Genomic DNA, 20,065 nt, shown 5'->3' with positions numbered 1-20,065 from the left:
AGGGTCGGGCGGCAAGCCGTCTTACCCGAACGCCGTTTCGAACGTACCGCGATAGAGCGCCGACAGATCGGCCATCGGTGCGGCGGAGCCGCCCAGCTTGACCATGTCGCCGGTGAACTGCCCGACCATCGTCAGGGGCATGCCCGCCTGGCCGGCCGCGACCATGAGCGCCTCGGCCGCGTCGAAGGAGCAGGCGATGAGATACCGTCCCTGATCCTCGCCGAACAGCGCCTCGATCCCGTTGACATCCAGCGTCACGCCGATCCCGTTCGCCTCGGCCAGCGTGAAGGCCGCGAGGGCGAGGCCGCCGTCCGAGAGATCGGTGCAGGCCCAGATGTTGTCGAGGTTGTCGAGGATGAACTCTCCGCGCGCTCGTTCCGCCTCCAGATCAACCGTCGGGGCGTCCCCGTCATCGCGGTCGAAATGCTCCGCCAGAAGCGCAGATCGGCCCAGATGCGTGCCCGGCTCCCCGAGCAGCAGCGCGATGAGCCCCTGCGAGACGTCCCACGCGATCCGCCTATCGAGATCCTCGATCAACCCGACCGCGCCGATGGTCGGCGTCGGGTCGATCCCGCTCCCGTCCGTCTCGTTGTAGAGGCTGACGTTGCCCGACACGATCGGCATATCGAGGGCGCGGCAGGCTTGGCCGATGCCATCCAGCGCACCCACGAATTGGCCCATGATCGCGGGCTTCTCGGGATTGCCGAAGTTGAGGTTGTCGGTCGTCGCCAGTGGCCGCGCGCCTTTGGCAACCAGATTGCGATAGGCCTCGGCAACGGCCTGCTTGCCGCCCTCGACCGGATTCGCCGCCACGTAGCGGGGCGTCACGTCGGCGGTGAAGGCGAGGCCGCGATTGGTGCCGTGAATGCGGATTACCCCGCCGTCGAGACCGGGCAGCGCGACGGAATCGCCCATCACCTGCGTGTCGTATTGCTGAACGACCCAGTCGCGGGCGCAGTAATTCGGCGAGCCGATCAGGCTGCGAAGGGCGTCGATCGGATCGGCCGCGGGGATCGGCGCCAGAATCGCCGGCGGCGGCGTCTCCTCCCACGGGCGGTCGTATTCCGGAGCCGAGGAGGCCAGCGTCGAAAGCGGCAGGTCCGCACGGACTTCGCCGCCATGCACGACGACGAAGCGGTCCTCGGCGATGGTCTCGCCGACGACGGCGAAGTCGAGGTCCCACTTCTCGAACACGGCGCGGGCCTCGGCCTCCTTGGCGGGGTCGAGGACCATGAGCATCCGCTCCTGGCTTTCCGACAGCATCATCTCATAGGCGGTCATCGCCGTTTCGCGCACCGGAACCGCATCGAGGTCGAGCCGGATGCCGAGCTTGCCCTTGTCGCCCATCTCTACCGCCGAGCAGGTGAGGCCTGCGGCGCCCATGTCCTGAATCGAAACGACCGCGCCGGTCGCCATCAATTCCAGCGTCGCCTCCATCAACCGCTTCTCGGTGAACGGGTCGCCGACCTGCACGGTGGGGCGCTTGTCCTCGATCGTGTCGTCGAACTCCGCGCTTGCCATGGTCGCGCCGCCGACGCCGTCGCGCCCCGTCTTGGCGCCAAGGTAGACGACGGGCCGGCCCACGCCGGACGCCGCCGAATAGAAGATCGAGTCGGCCCGCGCGATACCCGCGGCAAAGGCGTTGACGAGGCAGTTGCCGTCATAGCTGGCGTGAAAGCGCACCTCGCCGCCAAGGGTGGGCACGCCGAAGGCGTTGGCGTAGCCTCCGATCCCCTCGACCACGCCATGAACCAGTTGCCGCGTCTTCGGGTGATCCGGCCGGCCGAAGCTGAGCGCGTTCATCGCCGCCACGGGCCGTGCGCCCATCGTGAAGACGTCGCGCAGGATGCCGCCCATGCCGGTCGATGCGCCCTGGTAGGGCTCGATGTAGGAGGGGTGGTTGTGGCTCTCCATCTTGAAGACGACGGCCAGTTCGTGCCCGTCGGCATCCGGCCCGATCGCGACGACACCGGCATTCTCCCCCGGTCCGCAGATGACTTGCGGCCCTTCGGTGGGAAGGGTCCGCAGCCATTTCTTCGACGACTTGTAGGAGCAATGCTCGTTCCACATGGCCGAGAAGATGCCGAGTTCAGTGAACGACGGCTCTCGACCGATGATACCGAGAATCCTCTCGTATTCTTCGGGCTTCAGGCCGTGGGCGGCGATCAGGTCAGGTGTAATGGCGGGTTCTGTCATGGCCGGCTCCGCTTGATGCCCGCTTGTTTAGGCGAGCTTGCGGCAGAGTTCCACGCCTCCTTTTGCCCTGTGATCGGTCCGGGACATCGGATCAATCAGGAAGCGCCGCCGCAAATGTGCCGAGCCCCGTGAACCGGCGCTCGAATTCGAGGCCGAGCGAGGCGGCGGCCGCCTCGGCCCGGGCGGTCAGGTCGGGATCGTCCGTCTGGGCCAGATAGACGAGGCGCCGGTAATGCCCGAAATAGGCGTCCCGCAATTCCGGATGGCGGTCGAGGCCCAGCGGGCGCGTCACGAACGCGTCGAACTGCCGGGCGAGGAAATCTGTCAGATAGAACGCGTCGATCTCGTCGCGACCGGAAAATGCCTCCACCCCTTCGAAGAACGCGTAGCAATGCGGCCCGGCGATCATCTCGATTTCGCGTTCGGCGCAAAGGGCGGCAAGTCCGCCGCCGGTCCCGCAATCGGCATAGGCGACGAAGGCGCGGTCGTACCCCCCCGCACGCGCATCGAGCGCCGCCGCCACGGCGGGTACGATCCGCTCGGGATGATTGTGCAGGATCGCAGGCAGGCAATGCAGATCGATGTGATCGAACCCGTTCGCCCTCCGGATTGCCAGGATTTCGTGGGCCAGCGCGCCGCACGAGATGACGAGCACGCGACCGCGGCCGGAGGCGTCCAACCCCTCCCGCGTCAGCGTAAGGTCGTCGACCTGCGTCACCGCAACCGGACGGCGGTGCCGTAGGCCACGACCTCGGAGGCGGCATGCGCGATGTTCGACGTCTCCAACCGCACGGCGAGCACGGCATCCGCGCCGCATTCGCGAGCGGCCTCGGCCATGCGGTCGATCGCCTGCTCGCGCGCGCCGGCCAGAAGCGCGGCATATTCCCGCACTTCTCCCCCCACGAGGTTTCGCAGAGACGCGACGATGTCCGAGCCGACATGCTTGGCCCGCACCGTCGATCCCTTCACGAGTCCGAAGCATTCGGCGACCTCGCGGCCCGGCACCTGATCGGTGGTCACGATGATCATGCGCTCACTCCATCCTGTCGTAATGGTCGTCATCGCGGCTGCGAATCCGGTCGGCGACCACGCGCCAGATCACGTAGGCGAGGAGGGAGGCCGGGAGGAGGAGCGCCAATCCGAACGGAAACGAAGCGCTGGCCGCGACCAGAGCCCCCAGCCAGACCGTCGCCATGGCGGCGAGCACGACGATCACGAGGATCAGGACGAGGCGGTCGAGGGGCATGGAATTCTCCTGCTATTCGCATCCAATATGAGCAAAACGACGCTGTTTGCCAATGGATAGCGCGAACGATGGCTCGACAGGACGAGCGGCTTGCGGCAGCGTCAAGGACGGGAGGATGTGTCATGAAGATCGTCGTGATGGGCGTGACCTCGACCGGCAAGACCGAGATCGGCCGGCGTCTTGCCTATGCGCTCGACGGGCGCTTCGTGGACGGCGATGACCTCCATCCGAATCACAACGTCGACAAGATGGCGCGGGGCGAGCCGCTGAACGATGCCGACCGGCTGCCGTGGCTCGACCAGATCGGCGAGGTCCTGAAGCAGGCGGATGACACAATCGTGGTCGCCTGTTCCGCGCTGAAGCGGTCCTACCGCGACCGGATCCGCGATGCGGCGGGTGAGGTGACCTTCGTCCACCTTACGGGACCCAAGGAGGTGATCGCCGAACGCATGCGGCAAAGGAAGGGCCATTTCATGCCTGCCTCCCTCCTCGACAGCCAACTTCGGACGCTGGAGGAACCGGGGCCGGGGGAGGTGGTGCTGAAGGGAGACATAACCTTGCCTGCGGCCAAGCTGACGGCGTGCATTCTCGACGGATTGCACGCAGCCAACGTCTAGGCGCGGCGCATCTCGGCGCGCCGCTTCCACCTTGCCGACGTGGCGGCCCCTTACATCGGCTCGAGGTTCAGGACCGCGCAGGCGACCCGGCTGCCGGCGTCGCCGGAGGGCTGGCTGGTGTAATCGTCCGCCCCCTCGTGGATGATGAAGGCCGCCCCGTCCGAGTCGCGGAGATGCTCCTCGACGGAAATGCGGGAATTGAACACCTCGACGGCGAGCACCTGTTCATCCTGGACCAGCGCATTCGGCATGTCGCCCGGATGCGGACCACCCTCGACCAGCCCGTGCTCCATTCCGCCTGCGATGTGGCCGCCGGCCGACGTGAAGTCGCCCACGCATTCGCCGGTCTCGTGGAAGTGGATCGCGTGGGGGCCGGGGGTCAGGCCGGTTGCCTGAACGCTGACGCGCACGATGCCGGAGGCGGTCTCGAACGCGGAGATCGAGCCGATGATCTCGCCATCGCGGTTCTGGATGTCACCGGTCACGCGCGCGCCGACATGGTTGTCGGACAGGGCAGGGGTCGCGAGGGCGGCGAAGGCGAGGGGCAGGATGGCGGCACGCATGGCATTCTCCTTTGAACATGTTCGGGAGTGCAACGCCCGACATCGCCATCCGGTTGCCATGGGTCGTGCCGTTCGACCATCCGGCCGCCGAAGGGCGACCGGAATTGGCAGGAGTGACCATTGGAAACCGCGTCAGCCGGCCGCCATCTGGTTATGCTTGCGCGCCATCCATTCCTTCGCCGTCTCGACCGCGACGGCGGCGTCGCGGCAATAGGCATCCGCTCCGATGGCCCGCCCGAACTCCTCGTTCAGCGGCGCGCCCCCGACCAGCACGATGTAGTCCTCGCGGATGCCCTCGGCGGTCAGCGTGTCGATGACGGTCTTCATGTAGGGCATCGTCGTCGTCAGCAGGGCCGACATGCCGAGGATGTCCGCCTTCTCGCGCCGCAGCGCCTCCAGATACGACTCGACGGCATTGTTGATGCCGAGATCGACGACCTCGAACCCTGCGCCCTCCATCATCATCGAGACGAGGTTCTTGCCGATGTCGTGGATGTCGCCCTTGACCGTCCCGATCACCATCTTGCCCACGCGCGGCGCGTCGGTTTCCGCCAGAAGCGGCTTCAGTATCGCCATGCCGCCCTTCATCGCGTTGGCCGCCAGAAGCACCTCGGGCACGAACAGGATCCCGTCGCGGAAATCGTGTCCGACGATCGTCATGCCGCCGACGAGCGCCTTGGTCAGGATGTCGTAGGGCTGCCATCCACGCTCCAGCAGGATGTTCACCGCCTCCACGATCTCGTCCTTCAGGCCGTCATAGAGGTCGTCGAACATCTGCTGGACGAGTTCGTCGTCGCTGAGTTCGGAGAGGATGATTTCTTCGTCGTCGGACATTGGGACCTCCAGTTCCTTCTCGAATCGTTAGAGCCGCCGGTCGGTTCCGGTCGGCGCGGAAAACGACGTCAGCGGCGCTTGGGGCGACGCGGCTTGCTTCGGGTTAACAAGTGTTCTACCTATGTTCTAGTTTTCGCGCCCCGTTCCGGAACAGGAGAGCATATGGGCTACGAGAGGCAAATCGACGCGGATGGCCCGCTTTCGCGCGAGGTCGCGGGCCGCGGCGCACTGTCGAATGCGGCGGGCCGCTACGAGGCCGTGGCGCGCGAGGTGGCCATGCCCGACCATGCGCGGACCGAGACGCGCGACGAGATGATCGGGCGCGTCATCTCCACCAACCGCTCGCCCGATCTGGGCTTCGACCGGTCGGTGAACCCCTATCGCGGGTGCGAACACGGCTGCATCTACTGCTATGCGCGGCCGACGCATGCGTGGCTTGGAATGTCGCCGGGGCTGGACTTCGAGACGAAGCTGATCGCTCGGCCCAATGCGGCCGAGGCGCTGCGCCGCGAATTGCGGGCCAAGGATTACGTGCCCAAGATGCTCGCCATCGGCACCAACACCGATCCCTACCAACCTATCGAGCGCGACCGCCGCATCATGCGCGGACTGCTCGAGGTGTTGCGCGATCACGCGCATCCGGTCGCCATCACCACCAAGGGTGCGATGGTCGAGCGGGACATCGACATCCTGTCCGAAATGGGCCCGGGGCTGTGCCGCGTCGGACTGTCGGTGACGACGCTCGACGCGGAGCTTGCGCGGCGGCTGGAGCCGCGCGTGCCGTCGCCCCTGCGCCGTCTGCGCGCGATCGAGCGGCTGGCCGAGGCGGGCGTGCAGGTGCGCGTCATGATCTCGCCCGTCATCCCCGGCCTGACGGATCACGAGATCGAGGCCGTTCTGCGCGCCGCCGCCGATGCGGGTGCCGTCGCGGCCAGCATGATCCCCCTGCGGCTGCCGCTGGAGGTCGCGCCGCTGTTCGAGGAGTGGCTGCGCGCGCATTATCCCGACCGGGCTCGCCGCGTCCTGAACCGCGTGCGCGAGTTCCATGGTGGCAAGCTCTACGACGCCGGCTTCGGTCAGCGGATGCGCGGTCGCGGCGTCCATGCCGACCTGCTGCAGACGCGGTTCGCGCGGGCCTGCCGCGAGACCGGCCTCGCCGAGCGTCTGCCCCCGCTGCGAACCGACCTGTTCCGCGTGCCGGGATCGCAGATGTCGCTGTTCTGACGCGGGAGTTGACGCAGGGCACATGGGCAGACGCCTCCGGCGAAATTGCTTGCGGGGATCGGACGCCGGATCAGGCCTGCGGCCGGCGCCGACGGCTGGCGGAGCGGTCGCGCGTCGGTGCCCGCCCGTCCAGCCCGTCGCTGTCGGAAGAGAACCCGCCAAGCTTCGCCGAAACCTCGGCCAGATCGGGCGCGGGCCCCTTCTCCGCACTCTCCAGCGCCGCGCGCATGGCCCGCAGATGCTCCGGCGTCGTCCCGCAGCATCCGCCGATGATCGTGGCCCCCGCGTTCCGCGCCATCACCGCGTATTCCGCCATCAATTCCGGCGTGCCGTTGTAGTGGATGTGCCCGTCCTGGTATTTCGGGATGCCCGCATTGCCCTTGGCGATCAGCGGGCGCGACGCCTCGCCGAACCCCATCAGCGTGCGGACAAGGTCCGACGCGCCGACACCGCAATTCGCGCCATAGGCCACGGGCGGGTTCGGCAGTTTTTCCACGAGCCGGGTCATCGCCTCGGCGGTCGTGCCCATCATGGTGCGGCCGGCGGTGTCGAAGCTCATCGTCACGCACCACGGCATTTCGGCGCGCGCCGCGGCCTCGGCGGCGGCGCGCAACTCCTCGGGCGCGGAGATCGTCTCGACCCAGAGCACGTCGGCTCCGCCCTCGCGCAATCCCTCGGCTTGATCCTGAAAGATTGCGACCGCTTCCTCGTGTGTAAGGGGGCCCATCGGGGCCATGATCTCTCCGGTCGGGCCCATCGACCCGGCCACGATCACCGGCCGGCCCGCCGCGTCCGCTATCTCCCGGCCGATCTCCGCGCCCCGGCGGCTGAGTTCGCGGGCCCGGTCCTGCGCATCGTGCAGCTTCAGCCGCGCCGCGTTGGCGCCGAAGGTATTCGTCAGGAACAGGTCCGATCCCGCATCCATCGCGCCGGAATGAAGCGCGCGGATCTTGTCCACCTCGGTCTCGTTCCAGAATTCGGGTGCGTCGCCCGATTGCAGACCCATGTTGAACAGCGTCGTTCCGGTCGCCCCGTCGGCAAGGATCCAGTCGCGCTCGGCGAGCAGGGCGGTCAAGGCATCAGGCATGGAACCCTCCAGTCATCCGCTTCCGTCTGTCGCAGGCGGGCACGGGGCGCAAACTCATAATCATCATAAGAAACATGAACGCCCCGCATGTGCGGGGCGTCCGGTGCGTCAGAAGCCGCCGAAACTACAGGGATTCCTTCATCACCTGTTCCTTGGCCTCGATCATCAGCGCATCCATCTTGGCGCGAACCTCGGCCGCCGGGACCTTTTCGCCCAGATCGCCCACGACCTTGCGCATCACGTCGTCGTCGCCCGCTTCCTGGAAATCGGACTTCACGACCTCCCGGGCATAGGCGGCGCGGTCGTCGCCTTCCTTGCCCAGAAGGTCGCCGGCCCACTCGCCGAGCAGCCGGTTGCGCCGCGCCTCCACCTTGAACTGAAGCTCGGCGTCGTGGGCGAACTTGCTCTCGAAGCTCTTCTTGCGGTCGTCGAAGCTGGACATGGGCGTCTCCCGGTTCGGATTGCGTTCATACCTGATATGTGCGGCTCCGACCCGTCAGGCAAGCGCGAAGGCACGTGCGCGGCGCGCTTGCGGGATATCGGCGAAGGGCATATGTCCCGCGTCACACACGATCCGCCCCCAACATCCGAGGACATTATGGCCCGTCGCACGAAGGTCTACGAAGGCAAGGCCAAGATCCTCTACGAGGGTCCGGAGCCGGACACGCTGGTTCAGTACTTCAAGGACGACGCCACCGCCTTCAATGCCGAAAAGCGGGAGGTGATCGACGGCAAGGGCGTGCTCAACAACCGCCTGTCGGAATTCTTCATGGTCGGTCTCGGCCAGATCGGCGTACCGACGCATTTCATCAAGCGTCTCAACATGCGCGAGCAGCTGATCCGCGCCTGCGAGATCATCCCGCTGGAGATCGTGGTGCGTAACGTCGCCGCAGGCTCCATGTCCAAGCGGCTGGGCATCGAGGAGGGGACGCCCCTGCCGCGCCCGATCATCGAGTTCTGCCTCAAGGACGACAAGCTGGGCGACCCGCTCGTGACCGAAGAGCACATCATTGCCTTCAACTGGGCCAGCCAGCAGGATCTCGACGATATCGTCGCGCTCAGCCTGCGGGTGAACGACTTCCTGTCGGGCTGCATGCTGGCCGTCGGCATCAAGCTGGTGGATTTCAAGATCGAGGTCGGCCGCGTCTGGGACGGTGATTTCCAGCGTCTGATCCTCGCCGACGAGATCAGCCCTGATTCCTGCCGCCTGTGGGACATCGAGACCGGCAAGAAGCTCGACAAGGACGTGTTCCGCCGGGATCTCGGCTCGCTCACGGATGCCTATACGGAGGTCGCGCGGCGTCTGGGCGTCATGCCCGCGAATTCCGCGCCGGCGACCAAGCCGCATCTGATAAACTGACGGGATCGTCCCGGGAATTCCACATTCGCGCCGCGTTGCGGTCGCCATGCGCACCCATCCTGCTGTCTGAAGACAGATGAGGATGTGGTGCGATGCTGCATGTGACCGATCTTTCCCACGCGGCCGATACGGCCGTCATCGCCGCCAACGAGGCGTCGCGCCAGATCCTGCGCAGGCAGGGAGACGATTGCGTCTCCGCCCGCCGCGTCGATTTCGGCTTCCGCCGCCGGCGCCTCTTTGCCGCGCGCCCCGACCAGTTGCGCTCCGATCTGGAGGAGCTGGGCTTCGTCGTCCTGCCCGGCGGCGCGCGGACCCGGGCGGAGGGCGATCTGATCCTCACGATCCAGGCCAGCCCCTACGCGGCCGATTTCGACCGTCTCGACAGCGCGGCCGCGCGCATGGCGGCGCGGGCGGGATGGACCTCCACCGGCTGGTCCGCGGCGGTGCGCGAAGCCGTCTGACGCTTGCACCACACGCGGCCGGGCGGTAGCGACACGGCGGAATGCTGGCGGGAGAGTGTGATGAAGGTCCGGGTCGAGGTGATGTTGAAGGATGGCGTGCTGGACCCGCAGGGCGAGGCGGTGCGCCATGCTCTCGGCACGATGGGGTTCGCGGGGGTCGAGAGCGTCCGGCAGGGCAAGCTCATCGAGATGGATGTCGCCGAGGGCACGACGGATGCCGAGGTCAAGGCGATGTGCGAGCGGCTTCTGGCGAACACGGTGATCGAAAGCTACCGCATCGAGATGTGAGGCGCGCCGGCGGCTTCGTCCCTCGTGCCCGATGGCCGCCCGACGCCCGTTGCCGCGTCTTGCCAAATGCGCCGCGCTCGGCCTTCCTGCGCTGCGAGGGAGAGACCACCATGCGCGCCGCCATACTTCGTGAATACCGCCAGCCGCTCGTCATCGAGGACGTGCCCGAACCCGAATGTCCGCCCGATGGCGTCGTTCTGCGCGTCGCGGCCTGCGGGGTCTGCCGGTCGGACTGGCACGGCTGGGTGGGAGAGCATCCGCGGGTGAAGCCGGGCCAGATCGGCGGCCATGAATATTGCGGCGAGGTGGTCGAGGCGGGGCCGGACGCGACGTTCCGCGTGGGCGATCGGGTGATCGCGCCGTTCATTCTGTCTTGTGGTGCCTGTCCGGAATGCCGCTCGGGGCATCAGACGACCTGCCTCGACCAGCGGCTGCCGGGTTTCGCCGAGCCGGGCGCGTTCGCTCAATACGTGGCCGTCCCGCGGGATCACAACCTCGCCCACCTGCCCGAACAGGTCTCCCCGGCCCTTGCCGCGGGGCTCGGCTGTCGCGTCACGACCGCTTGGCACGCGCTGACGGGTCGGGCCGCGCTTGCGGGGGGCGAGTGGCTTGCGGTGCATGGAACCGGCGGCGTCGGCTTGTCGGCCGCGCTTCTGGGGCGGGCATTGGGGGCGCGGGTCGTGGTGGTCGACGTGGTGCGCGAGAAGCTGGACCACGCGCTCGGTCTCGGGATCGATGCGGCGGTTCTGGCGGGCGAGGATACGGCCTACCAGATCCGCGAGATCACTGGCGGGGGCGCCCATGTCTCGGTCGAGGCGCTCGGCATCCCGGCCACGGTCAACGCCTCGCTGGGGTGCCTGCGCCCGCGGGGACGGCATGTGCAGATCGGGATGCCCGTCGGGCACACCGCCCGGATGGAGGTGGACATGAGCGCCGTCTATCAGGGCAATCTCGCGCTCTACGGCACGCGCGGGATGCCATCTTGGCGCTATCCGTCGCTGCTTGCCTTGATCACGTCGGGGGCGGTCGATATGTCCCCGCTTGTCGCGCGGGAGGTGCGGTTGCAGGACGTGTCGGCGGAACTTGCGGCCTTTGACGGGCCGACGCCGCCGGGCGTGGCGGTGGTCACGGATTTCGCGGGTTGACGATTACCCATGGGTAATTGCTGCAAGGGGCTGAAATCATGAAGGACTTTTTTCGATGAAAGCCGCAATCCTCGTCTTCCCCGGATCCAATTGCGACCGCGATCTGGCCGTCGCCTTCCGCGGCGCGGGCTTCGACGTCACGATGGTCTGGCACAAGGAGACGACGCTGCCCGACGGAATCGATGTCGTCGGCGTGCCGGGCGGATTTTCCTATGGCGACTACCTGCGCTGCGGGGCGATCGCCGCGCGCTCTCCGATCGCGGGGGCGCTGGCGGATCATGCGGTGCGGGGCGGCTATGTCTTCGGGCCCTGCAACGGATTCCAGATCCTGTGCGAGACGGGAATGCTGCCGGGCGCGCTGCTGCGCAATGCCGGGTTGAAATATATCTGCCGGACGGTCGCGCTGAGGGTCGAGGAGACCGAGAGCGCCTTCACCGCCGCCTACAAGCAGGGGCAGGTCATCGACATCCCGATCGCACATCACGACGGCAACTACACCGCCGATCCCGAGACGCTCCGCCGCCTTGAGGGGGAGGGGCGCGTCGCGTTCCGCTATGTTGTCACGCCCAATGGGGCGGCGGATGGCATTGCGGGCATCCTGTCGGAAAACCGCCGCGTTCTGGGCATGATGCCGCATCCGGAGCGCGCCTGCGACGCGATGCAGGGGGGCACCGACGGGGCCGCGCTGTTCAAGGGGCTGGCGCAGGCGCTCGTCGCGGCCTGAGACGCGGATTGGAAAGCGCCGACTTGCCGAACGGGCCGCGACGCCTTGAGCAGGGCGTGGGGCGCGGCTAGACGGGAACATGGCCTTTCGCGACTTCCTTCCCTGGCGACGTCCTTCCGAGGCGGATCCGGACGCCCCGGCGGACATGATGCGCCCGTCTTCGGCGGGCGCTCCCGGCGGTGGCGCGGAGGAGGAGGTGCTGCCGCGCCTGTCATGGACGGTGCGCGTGGTGATCGTCGCGATCATTGTCGCCGCCCTCATCGCGATCTGGATCGCCAACGCCCTCCTGACCGACCGGTTCGTCGAGACGACGCGGGACCGTGCGCAACTGCGCCAGTCGCTCTATGCTGGGGCGATCCTGTCGGAGTTGCAGCGCAATTCGGTGGTGCCGCTGCTGCTGTCGCGCGATCCAACGCTGATCCAGGCGCTCAATGCGCGGGATTTCTCGACCTCGAGCCAGCGGCTCATCTCCTACGTGGACGAGATTGGCGCCGCCTCCATCCGGCTTCTGGACATGGACGGGCGAATCGTGGCCGCCACCGACCGGGAGCAATTGGGCGAGGTTCATCGCAACGCGCCGTTCTTCACCGAGGCGCAGAACACGACCGACACCGTCTTCACCATCTATCCCAACGAGACGGGCGCCTACGAGGCCAGCTTCAGCCGCGTCGTGCAGGACGGGCCGCGACAGCTCGGTGTCCTGCAGGTGCAGGTGAACCTGGCGCAGTTCGAGAGCCGCTGGCGCGGGACCACGGCCGCCGTGGCGGTGACGGATGCGGGCGGGAACGTCATTCTCTCGACCGAGCCGCGTTGGCGTGGGCTGACGCTGGACGCGGCGCTGGACTCGATCTCCGTGCCGTCGGCGTTGCAGCGGGCTTTGGCCTCGGCCGGGGCGTTCGGGATCGACGATGTGGACGGGCGGTTCTATCAGGGCGCCGCGGTGATCCAGCTGGAGACGCGGGTGCCGTTCCGCGGCTGGCGGCTGGTCAGCTTCACCAGCTACGATTCGGTGCGCGAGCGGGTGAACGGCGTGCTCGCGTTGATCATCATGGGGTTCGCGCTGCTGCTGGCGCTGGGGTTCTATCTGCTCAATCGCCGCACCACGCTGCGTTCGCTGTTGGCGCAGCGGGAATCGAACCAGTTGCGCCGCCTGAACGAGCGGTTGGGCCGCGAGATCGCCGAGCGCAAGCGGGTCGAGGAGGAGTTGCAGGAGACCGAACAGAGCCTCGCGCAATCCTCCAAGCTGGCCGCACTGGGCGAGATGTCGGCGGCGGTGAGCCACGAGCTGAACCAGCCGCTCGCCGCGATGAAGACCTACCTCGCCGGGGCGAAACTGCTGCTGCAGCGGCGGCGCAGCGACGAGGCGCTGTCGTCGTTCCAGCGAATCGACGACCTGATCGACCGCATGGGCGCGATCACCCGGCAGCTGAAATCCTATGCCCGCAAGGGGGGCGACGCGTTCCAGCCCGTCGATGTCCGCGAGGCGCTTTCGGCGGCGCTGACGCTGATGGAGCCGCAATTGCGCCAGGAGCGGGTGCATCTGAGCCAGATCGTGCCGGAAGAGCCGGTCATGGTCTTGGCCGACAGGCTTCGGCTGGAGCAGGTCGTCATCAACCTCGTGCGCAACGCGCTGGACGCGATGGGCGACGTGGACGATCCCGAGCTCGACATCCTGCTGACGGCGGGCGAGGAGGTCGTGCTGGCCGTGCGGGACACCGGCCACGGGATCGACGCGCCTGAGCAGCTCTTCGAGCCGTTCTATACCACGAAGAAGCCGGGCGAGGGGGTCGGGCTCGGCCTCGCCATTTCCTCGGGAATCGTTAACGATCTCGGTGGGCGGCTGACCGCGCGAAACGCGCATCAGGGCGGGGCCGTGTTCGAGGTCCGCCTGCCGCCATTGAATAGGACGCTTGATGCCGCGGAATGATGCGGCAAATCCAGGGAGGCTGTCATGGCCGCACAGACGAAAATCGCCATCGTCGACGACGAGCAGGACATGCGCCAGTCGATCAGCCAGTGGCTGGCGCTGTCGGGATTCGCGACGCAGACCTATGCCTCCGCCGAGGATGCGCTCAAGAAGATCACGCCCGAATTCGACGGCGTCGTCATCAGCGACATCCGGATGCCCGGCATGGACGGCATGGCCTTCCTCAAGCGGCTGATGAGCCAGGATTCGTCGCTGCCGGTCATCATGATCACCGGCCATGGCGACGTGCCGATGGCGGTGGAGGCGATGCAGCTGGGCGCCTACGACTTCATGGAAAAGCCCTTCAACCCGGATCGTCTGACCGATCTGGCGAAGCGCGCGGCGCAGGCGCGCAAGTTGACGCTCGACAACCGGGCGCTGCGCCGGGAATTGTCGGACGGCACGGTCCTGATGCGCAAGCTGATCGGAACCTCACCGGCGATGGAGCGGCTGCGTGAGGACATCCTCGATCTGGGGCAGGCCGATACGCATGTCCTGATCGACGGGGAGACCGGCACCGGCAAGACGCTCGTGGCGCATGCGCTGCATGCCGTCGGCCCGCGTCAGGGCAAGACCTTCGCGATGACCTCCTGCGCGGCTCTGGGCGAGGAGGAGCTGGGCGCCAAGCTGTTCGGGCCGGTGACGGAGGGGGGCCTGCCTCTGGTGGAGGAGGCGCGGGGCGGAACCCTCGTGCTGGAGGATATCGAGGCGCTGCCGCTGGCGCTTCAGGCGCGGCTCCTGACCTTCATCAACGAACAGGGCACGCCCGCGGAGACGCGGATCGTGGCGATCCACAACGGGTCCGACCCGGAAAAGTCGCTGGAGGATTCGCTGCGCTCGGACCTGTTCTTCCGGCTGGCGGCGATGAAGCTGGTCCTGCCGGCGCTGCGTAACCGCGGGGAGGACGTGCTGACGCTGTTCACCCATTTCGCCGAATCCTTCGGGGAGGAATACGGCGCCGCGCCGCCGCAGCTTTCCGCGCAGGAGGCGGCGCAGCTTCTTCAGGCGCCGTGGCCGGGCAACGTCCGCCAGCTCATCAACCTGGCGGAACGGGCCGTGCTGCAGCAGCGGCGCGGCACGGGGTCGATCGCGTCGCTTCTGATGTCCGACACCCAGGAGCAGGGCGAGACGGTGCAGGTGACGACCGAGGGCAAGCCGCTCAAGGAATATGTCGAGGCGTTCGAGCGGATGCTGATCGACAACACGATGCGCCGCCACCGCGGCTCCATCGCCGGCGTGATGGAGGAGTTGAGCCTGCCGCGCCGGACGCTGAACGAGAAAATGGCGAAATACGGGCTCAGCCGGGGGAACTACCTCTAGGCGCTGGGCGCTTAACGGACACATCCGGTCGGGAGCGGGTGGATCGACCCCAAATCACGGGGCCGAGATGCGGCCGCACTGCGGCCTTGAGTGCTGCTTCCGCCATTGCCTTCTCGACATTTCTGTAACACAACGGTCGTACGGTCCTGCCCCCGGACGCTCGGGCGGTGGAACCGGTAGGGAATTCTTCCCCGTGCCGTCCGGACCATGCAGATCGGTCCACGCATCGGGGGAAGCATGACGGGCGACCCCAGGTCGTCCGCGACGGGTGACCGGACTTTCTCCGGCCCATGAACAGGCCGGGCGACGCATGACGATCCCGGCCGGAGTGAGACGCGCGATGCCGCAGGGATGGATAGAAGAAACGGGATCGCGGCCAAGCCGCCCCGTCGCGCTGCCTCCCGCGGATCACGCCCCATCAAGACGACAGGCCCGGCGCGCACCCCCAGGGGCGCGGCTGCGCCGTCGCGGAAAGACATATGGCGAAGAAAATGCTGATCGACGCCACCCACCCGGAAGAGACCCGGGTCGTGGTGGCAGACGGAAACAAGGTTGAGGAGTTCGACTTCGAGAGCCTGAACAAGCGACAGCTTGCGGGCAATATCTACCTGGCCAAGGTGACGCGCGTCGAGCCGTCGCTTCAGGCGGCGTTCGTGGATTACGGCGGGAACCGGCACGGCTTCCTGGCTTTCTCCGAGATCCACCCCGATTATTACCAGATCCCCAAGGCCGATCGCGATGCGATCATGGCCGAGGAGCGCGCATATGCCGAGGCGCAGGCCGCCGCAGAGGATGCCGCGGGCGCCAAGGCATCGGACGATGCCGGCTCCGACGACGATGCCGAGAGCAACGGTGAGGAGGGGGCGGAGACGCCGAAGAAATCCCGGTCCCGCAGCCGGTCGCGGTCGCGGTCGCGCAAGAAGGCCGAGACGGGCGATGACGCCAATGGCGGTTCGGGCGATGACGCCAACATGGATCAGGACGGCGCGCCGGATGACGCCGCCGGAACGCAGGTCGACACGCAGGACGATACGAAGCCGCCCGCCAAGCAGGTGATCGCCGAGGACAGGACGGATGCGCCGGACGTGGTGAGTGGCCAGTCGGCAGAATTGTCCGAGGCCGCCGCCGACATGGCCAAGGCCGAGAACGACGATGACGACGACGGCACCGTCCGCACCATCGCCGAGGATACCGGTCTGGAGGACGATGCGGTCGTTCAGGGCGACGCACCCGGAGAGGCCAAGCCCGAACCCGCCGGCATGGAGGCGATCGAGCCCGAGGGCGAAACCGCCGACGAGGGGGGGAAGCCGAAGAAATCCCGCTCCCGCTCGCGCAGCCGCAAGAAGAAGGACGAGCCCGAGAGCCCGTCCGACACGCCGGCCGCCGAGAAGGACGAGAACGTCGAGGTCGTGACCGACGACGATTCCCCCGAGGATATCCGCCCGCCGCGCCCGCCGCGGCCCAAGGCGCGCAAGTACAAGATCCAGGAGGTGGTGAAGGTCCGGCAGATCATGCTGGTCCAGGTCGTCAAGGAGGAGCGGGGCAACAAGGGCGCCGCGCTGACGACGTATCTGTCGCTGGCGGGACGCTACTGCGTGCTCATGCCCAACACGGCGCGGGGCGGCGGCATCAGCCGCAAGATCACCAACGCCGCCGACCGCAAGAAGCTCAAGGAGATCGCCTCCGAGATCGACGTGCCGCAGGGCGCGGGCCTGATCGTGCGCACCGCCGGGGCGAAGCGCACCAAGACGGAGATCAAGCGCGACTACGAGTACCTGCAGCGCCAATGGGAGCAGGTGCGCGAGCTGACGCTGAAATCCATCGCGCCTGCGCCGATCTACGAGGAGGGCAACCTCATCCACCGCTCGATCCGCGACTATTACAGCCGCGATATCGACGAGGTGATCGTCGACGGCGAGGCCGGTTACCGGCAGGCCAAGGACTACATGAAGCTGATCATGCCGTCGCACGCCAAGAACGTTAAGCTGCATGACGGGGGCGGTCAGCCGCTCTTCGCCAAGCACGGCGTCGAGAGCTATCTCGACTCGATGTTCAATCCGACGGTGCAGCTCAAGTCCGGCGGATACATTGTTATCGGCATCACCGAGGCGCTGGTCGCGGTCGACGTGAACTCGGGCAAGGCCACCAAGGAAGGCTCGATCGAGGAGACGGCGCTCAAGACCAACCTGGAGGCCGCCGACGAGGTGGCGCGTCAGGCCAAGCTGCGCGATCTTGCCGGTCTGATCGTCATCGACTTCATCGACATGGATGAGCGTCGCAACAATGCCGCCGTCGAAAAGCGGCTGAAGGATGCGCTCAAGAACGACCGAGCCCGTATCCAAGTCGGTCGCATCTCTGGCTTCGGCCTTCTGGAGATGTCGCGTCAGCGGCTGCGTCCGGGGATGCTCGAGGCGACGACGCAGGAATGCCCGCATTGCCACGGCACGGGCCTGATCCGGTCCGATGACTCGGTCGCGTTGCAGATTTTGCGCGCGCTCGAGGAGGAGGGCACGCGGAAGCGGTCGCGCGAGGTCAAGGTGACCGTACCCGTCGAGGTGGGCAACTACCTGATGAACGACAAGCGCGAGCATCTGGCCACGATCGAGACGCGCTACGGCATGGCGATCCGTGTGTTGGCCGATCCGAAGATGGTCGCGCCGGATTTTGCGATCGAGAAGTTCAAGACCGCCACCCGAGTGATCCCGAAGGCCACCAATGTCGTCGGCATGGACACGTCCTGGACCCCGGAAGAGCCGGAGGACGAGCCGGACGAGGAAGAGGCCGAGATCGAGACCGAGGCTGGTTCCGAAGCGGAAGCGGATACCGGCGCCGACGAGAAGGGGGAGGCGAATGTCTCCGACGATCGCGGTCCGGATGACGAGGAGGAGCGCCCGAAGAAGAAGCGCCGCCGCCGCTCGCGCCGCCGCAAGTCGGGCGGGGGCAACGGCGACGAGGAGAACGGGTCAGACCAGGCCGCGAAGGACGGCGACGAGGCCAAGCCGGAACCCGCGCAGGCGGAGACCGCCGGGTCCGACGATGCGTCGGAGGCGAAGGCGGCCGAGACCGCCGACGTGCAGACGGACACTGAGGAGCCGAAGCCCAAGTCGCGGACGCGCTCGCGCAGCCGTGCGAAGGCAAAGGCGACGGAGGATGCGACGGCCGAGACGCCCCCAGTCGAGGCGCCCGCGACGGAAGCACCTGCAGAGGTGCCTTCGACTGAGACGCCTGCCGAGGCTGCAGAGGCCCCCGAGCCCGAGGCGCCGAAGAAGCGGCGGGCCCGCGCCAAGGCGCCTGCTCCGGTGACGGGGCCGTCCGATGCGGTGACCGATGCCGCCGAAGCGGCCGATGCGGCGCAGGACGTACCCGAGGCCGAGGCCCGGATGCAGCCGGCGCCCGAACCCGAGGCGTCCGAGCCGGAGCCCGCGCCCGAACCTGCGGCGCCCGCCAACGAGCCGTCGGCGGAAATCCAGTCCGAGGCGCCGGCCCGGCCAAAGCGCAAGGGCTGGTGGTCGTTCGGAAGCTGAACGCGAGGGGGCCTTCGGGCCCCCTTTTGCCGAGGGCCGCCGAGCCGGTTCCGGATTCGGTTCGCTGAGCGTTGGGGCTCTCGTAGTTCAAGCGAGCATCTCGGCCGGGTTGTTTGGCGAGCGGCAGATAGGTCATGAATCTGTGTCGGCGCCGCATAATAGCCGGTGCAGGCGAAATTGGGGCAGCCGCACCAGAGTAGGTTGAAGAACAACAGGGTCTTGTGGCGCGGGATGTGGGCATCGATCTTCTGCGTGCCGAAAGCTGCTCGGCCGGCAGGGCAAATCGGGCTGCCCTTGCACAGTACCCTTGGCACGACCCGCCGCCCGCAATCGTTGACGAGGTGCATGCAGAGCGTGCTGTGCAGTAGGCCTGACGGGTCTCTTTCGTCGCCGCAGTTCGGTTTTTTCAGCTGGCGACGGGACTGTGGCCGATGAGGCATCAAGGCGGAACGCGATCTGGCTAGAAGGTGCTTGGCCAGTCAAGTGGAGGGTCATGCCGCAACGCCTGTTGGGCTGCGGTGACTGCATGTGCGGCGAGCTTGATCGGCAAGACCGGCGGCTTCATCGAAACTCCGATGCTAGCGTGATACGCCATCACGCGGCAGCATGCGGAGAAACCATCTGTCGCTATGGACATGCCGTTGCCGGGGCCGGAGCCAGAACCGGAGGCAGGGTGTGCGTAGGCTGTCCACGTGCCTGATCTGCGGCGCAGAAGCGTCGGCGGTGGCTTGCCGGGAACTCTATTCTAGCGAGACAGGAAACCCGCAGTGCCGCGAGGGATCCAGCGCCGACGGCGAGGGAACCGAGGGGCGCGTAAGTCGTTGCGGCGCAACGAGCAGGTGCCTGACGTGGGTAGACGTGGGCTGGAAGGCTTGAAGCCGTCCGAGCGGGGTTACATGCTTCAACCGACCGCAGGTCGATCTTGGGCGCACGGATTTCCGGGGCGGCGCACCGGCCACAGAACAAGGCGTTATACCGACGGCATCATCCGCTGACCTTCGCCCAATCTCGGGAGGTTATCGAGGCGACCCGCTCCGGGATTGCGATGAGCGCGTTCCACGCCTCGCAGCAGGCGCCGACGATGGCGTCGTAGCTCTCGAAGACGCGGTTCGCGAGGTGGTTCTGGCGGAGAAATTGCCAGATGTTTTCGACCGGGTTCAGCTCGGGGCTGTAGGGCGGAAGCGTCAGTAGGGTGATGTTCGCCGGCACGACGAGCTCCCTGGAGCTGTGCCAGCCGGCGCCGTCAACGACGAGGATGGCGTGCGCGCCGGGCGAAACGTGCCGGGCGATCTCGGCGAGGTGGTCGCTCATCGCACCTGTGTTGGCGTAGGGCATGACAAGCGCGGCGCCGGTCGCGCGGGCCGGGCAGACGGCTTCTTTGGCTGCCGCCCGTGATGCAAGTAGCTTTTGACCCTTTTGACGTGTGATCGAGTGCGAACTTCTTTAAGGCCTCGATGTGCGGCACTTCCAGAAGCCGCGGGCCGATATGGTGATCTGCGGAGCGGGGCCA

At 67.1% G+C, this 20,065-nt stretch carries 18 protein-coding genes and 1 pseudogene; 10 read left to right on the top strand and 9 right to left on the bottom strand.

What is annotated here, in order from left to right; genetic code table 11:
• Positions 1 to 21: 21 nt before the first annotated feature.
• From purL to JSE7799_RS04120, 4 genes are all read right to left on the bottom strand, one after another.
• Positions 22 to 2,196: a phosphoribosylformylglycinamidine synthase subunit PurL gene (gene purL, locus JSE7799_RS04135; protein WP_055662481.1), complete on the bottom strand. Its 2,175-nt coding sequence runs from the start codon at positions 2,194 to 2,196 to the stop codon at positions 22 to 24.
• Positions 2,197 to 2,287: 91 nt separating this feature from the next.
• Positions 2,288 to 2,914: a DUF1638 domain-containing protein gene (locus JSE7799_RS04130; protein ID WP_055662480.1), complete on the bottom strand. Its 627-nt coding sequence runs from the start codon at positions 2,912 to 2,914 to the stop codon at positions 2,288 to 2,290.
• On the bottom strand, positions 2,911 to 3,225 hold the full coding sequence (locus JSE7799_RS04125; RefSeq protein ID WP_055662479.1) for a YbjQ family protein: 315 nt from the start codon (positions 3,223 to 3,225) through the stop codon (positions 2,911 to 2,913). Before JSE7799_RS04125 ends, JSE7799_RS04130 begins: the two co-directional genes overlap by 4 nt.
• Positions 3,226 to 3,229: 4 nt before the next feature.
• Positions 3,230 to 3,442, bottom strand: coding sequence for a hypothetical protein (locus tag JSE7799_RS04120; protein ID WP_055662478.1), 213 nt, complete (start codon positions 3,440 to 3,442; stop codon positions 3,230 to 3,232).
• Positions 3,443 to 3,564: 122 nt separating this feature from the next.
• On the opposite strand from JSE7799_RS04120, the gene JSE7799_RS04115 reads away from it, so the two are divergent.
• The gene (locus JSE7799_RS04115) at positions 3,565 to 4,059 is read left to right on the top strand and encodes a gluconokinase (RefSeq protein WP_055662477.1); all 495 of its coding nucleotides are present in this window, start codon (positions 3,565 to 3,567) and stop codon (positions 4,057 to 4,059) included.
• A gap of 50 nt (positions 4,060 to 4,109) precedes the next feature.
• Here the strand turns inward: JSE7799_RS04115 and JSE7799_RS04110 are convergent, their stop codons facing one another.
• Positions 4,110 to 4,622 (bottom strand): superoxide dismutase family protein, encoded by a 513-nt coding sequence (locus JSE7799_RS04110; RefSeq protein WP_055662476.1) that lies wholly within the window; start codon positions 4,620 to 4,622, stop codon positions 4,110 to 4,112.
• A 132-nt stretch (positions 4,623 to 4,754) separates the two neighbouring features.
• The gene (locus tag JSE7799_RS04105; RefSeq protein ID WP_055662475.1) at positions 4,755 to 5,456 is read right to left on the bottom strand and encodes a cobalamin B12-binding domain-containing protein; all 702 of its coding nucleotides are present in this window, start codon (positions 5,454 to 5,456) and stop codon (positions 4,755 to 4,757) included.
• 162 nt (positions 5,457 to 5,618) lie between these two features.
• On the opposite strand from JSE7799_RS04105, the gene JSE7799_RS04100 reads away from it, so the two are divergent.
• Complete coding sequence (locus JSE7799_RS04100; protein ID WP_055662474.1) at positions 5,619 to 6,680, top strand: PA0069 family radical SAM protein; 1,062 nt, start codon at positions 5,619 to 5,621, stop codon at positions 6,678 to 6,680.
• A 70-nt stretch (positions 6,681 to 6,750) separates the two neighbouring features.
• On the opposite strand, the gene bmt is transcribed toward JSE7799_RS04100, so the two are convergent.
• Both bmt and JSE7799_RS04090 read right to left on the bottom strand, forming a co-directional pair.
• The gene (bmt, locus tag JSE7799_RS04095; protein WP_055662473.1) at positions 6,751 to 7,767 is read right to left on the bottom strand and encodes a betaine--homocysteine S-methyltransferase; all 1,017 of its coding nucleotides are present in this window, start codon (positions 7,765 to 7,767) and stop codon (positions 6,751 to 6,753) included.
• A 124-nt stretch (positions 7,768 to 7,891) separates the two neighbouring features.
• Entirely contained in the window at positions 7,892 to 8,209 is a 318-nt protein-coding gene (locus tag JSE7799_RS04090; protein WP_055662472.1) for a DUF1476 domain-containing protein, read from the bottom strand.
• A gap of 156 nt (positions 8,210 to 8,365) precedes the next feature.
• Here JSE7799_RS04090 and purC point away from each other — a divergent pair, with 156 nt between their 5' ends.
• The 8 genes from purC to JSE7799_RS04050 all read left to right on the top strand — a co-directional run bounded on the left by purC (position 8,366) and on the right by JSE7799_RS04050 (position 18,555).
• Entirely contained in the window at positions 8,366 to 9,127 is a 762-nt protein-coding gene (purC, locus tag JSE7799_RS04085; protein ID WP_055662471.1) for a phosphoribosylaminoimidazolesuccinocarboxamide synthase, read from the top strand.
• A 92-nt stretch (positions 9,128 to 9,219) separates the two neighbouring features.
• Positions 9,220 to 9,588, top strand: coding sequence for a hypothetical protein (locus JSE7799_RS04080; protein ID WP_055662470.1), 369 nt, complete (start codon positions 9,220 to 9,222; stop codon positions 9,586 to 9,588).
• Positions 9,589 to 9,648: 60 nt separating this feature from the next.
• Entirely contained in the window at positions 9,649 to 9,876 is a 228-nt protein-coding gene (purS, locus tag JSE7799_RS04075) for a phosphoribosylformylglycinamidine synthase subunit PurS (RefSeq protein ID WP_055662469.1), read from the top strand.
• 110 nt (positions 9,877 to 9,986) lie between these two features.
• Entirely contained in the window at positions 9,987 to 11,021 is a 1,035-nt protein-coding gene (locus JSE7799_RS04070; RefSeq protein WP_055662468.1) for an alcohol dehydrogenase catalytic domain-containing protein, read from the top strand.
• A 55-nt stretch (positions 11,022 to 11,076) separates the two neighbouring features.
• Positions 11,077 to 11,745, top strand: a complete 669-nt coding sequence (gene purQ / locus JSE7799_RS04065; RefSeq protein ID WP_055662467.1) for a phosphoribosylformylglycinamidine synthase subunit PurQ — start codon at positions 11,077 to 11,079, stop codon at positions 11,743 to 11,745.
• A gap of 79 nt (positions 11,746 to 11,824) precedes the next feature.
• Complete coding sequence (locus JSE7799_RS04060; RefSeq protein WP_083480241.1) at positions 11,825 to 13,672, top strand: sensor histidine kinase; 1,848 nt, start codon at positions 11,825 to 11,827, stop codon at positions 13,670 to 13,672.
• Between the two features lie 24 nt (positions 13,673 to 13,696).
• On the top strand, positions 13,697 to 15,031 hold the full coding sequence (locus JSE7799_RS04055; RefSeq protein WP_055662466.1) for a sigma-54-dependent transcriptional regulator: 1,335 nt from the start codon (positions 13,697 to 13,699) through the stop codon (positions 15,029 to 15,031).
• Between the two features lie 479 nt (positions 15,032 to 15,510).
• Entirely contained in the window at positions 15,511 to 18,555 is a 3,045-nt protein-coding gene (locus JSE7799_RS04050) for an Rne/Rng family ribonuclease (protein WP_055662465.1), read from the top strand.
• 984 nt (positions 18,556 to 19,539) lie between these two features.
• Here JSE7799_RS04050 and JSE7799_RS04045 read toward each other — a convergent pair.
• Positions 19,540 to 19,929 (bottom strand): annotated as a pseudogene (locus tag JSE7799_RS04045) (transposase); the annotation flags it as partial.
• Positions 19,930 to 20,065 lie beyond the last annotated feature (136 nt).

The organism is Jannaschia seosinensis, from assembly GCF_001408515.1.
Taxonomy (GTDB): Bacteria; Pseudomonadota; Alphaproteobacteria; order Rhodobacterales; family Rhodobacteraceae; genus Jannaschia; species Jannaschia seosinensis.
The sequence above is the reverse complement of the archived record's forward strand: the minus strand, read 5'-3'. Positions and strand labels throughout refer to the sequence as shown.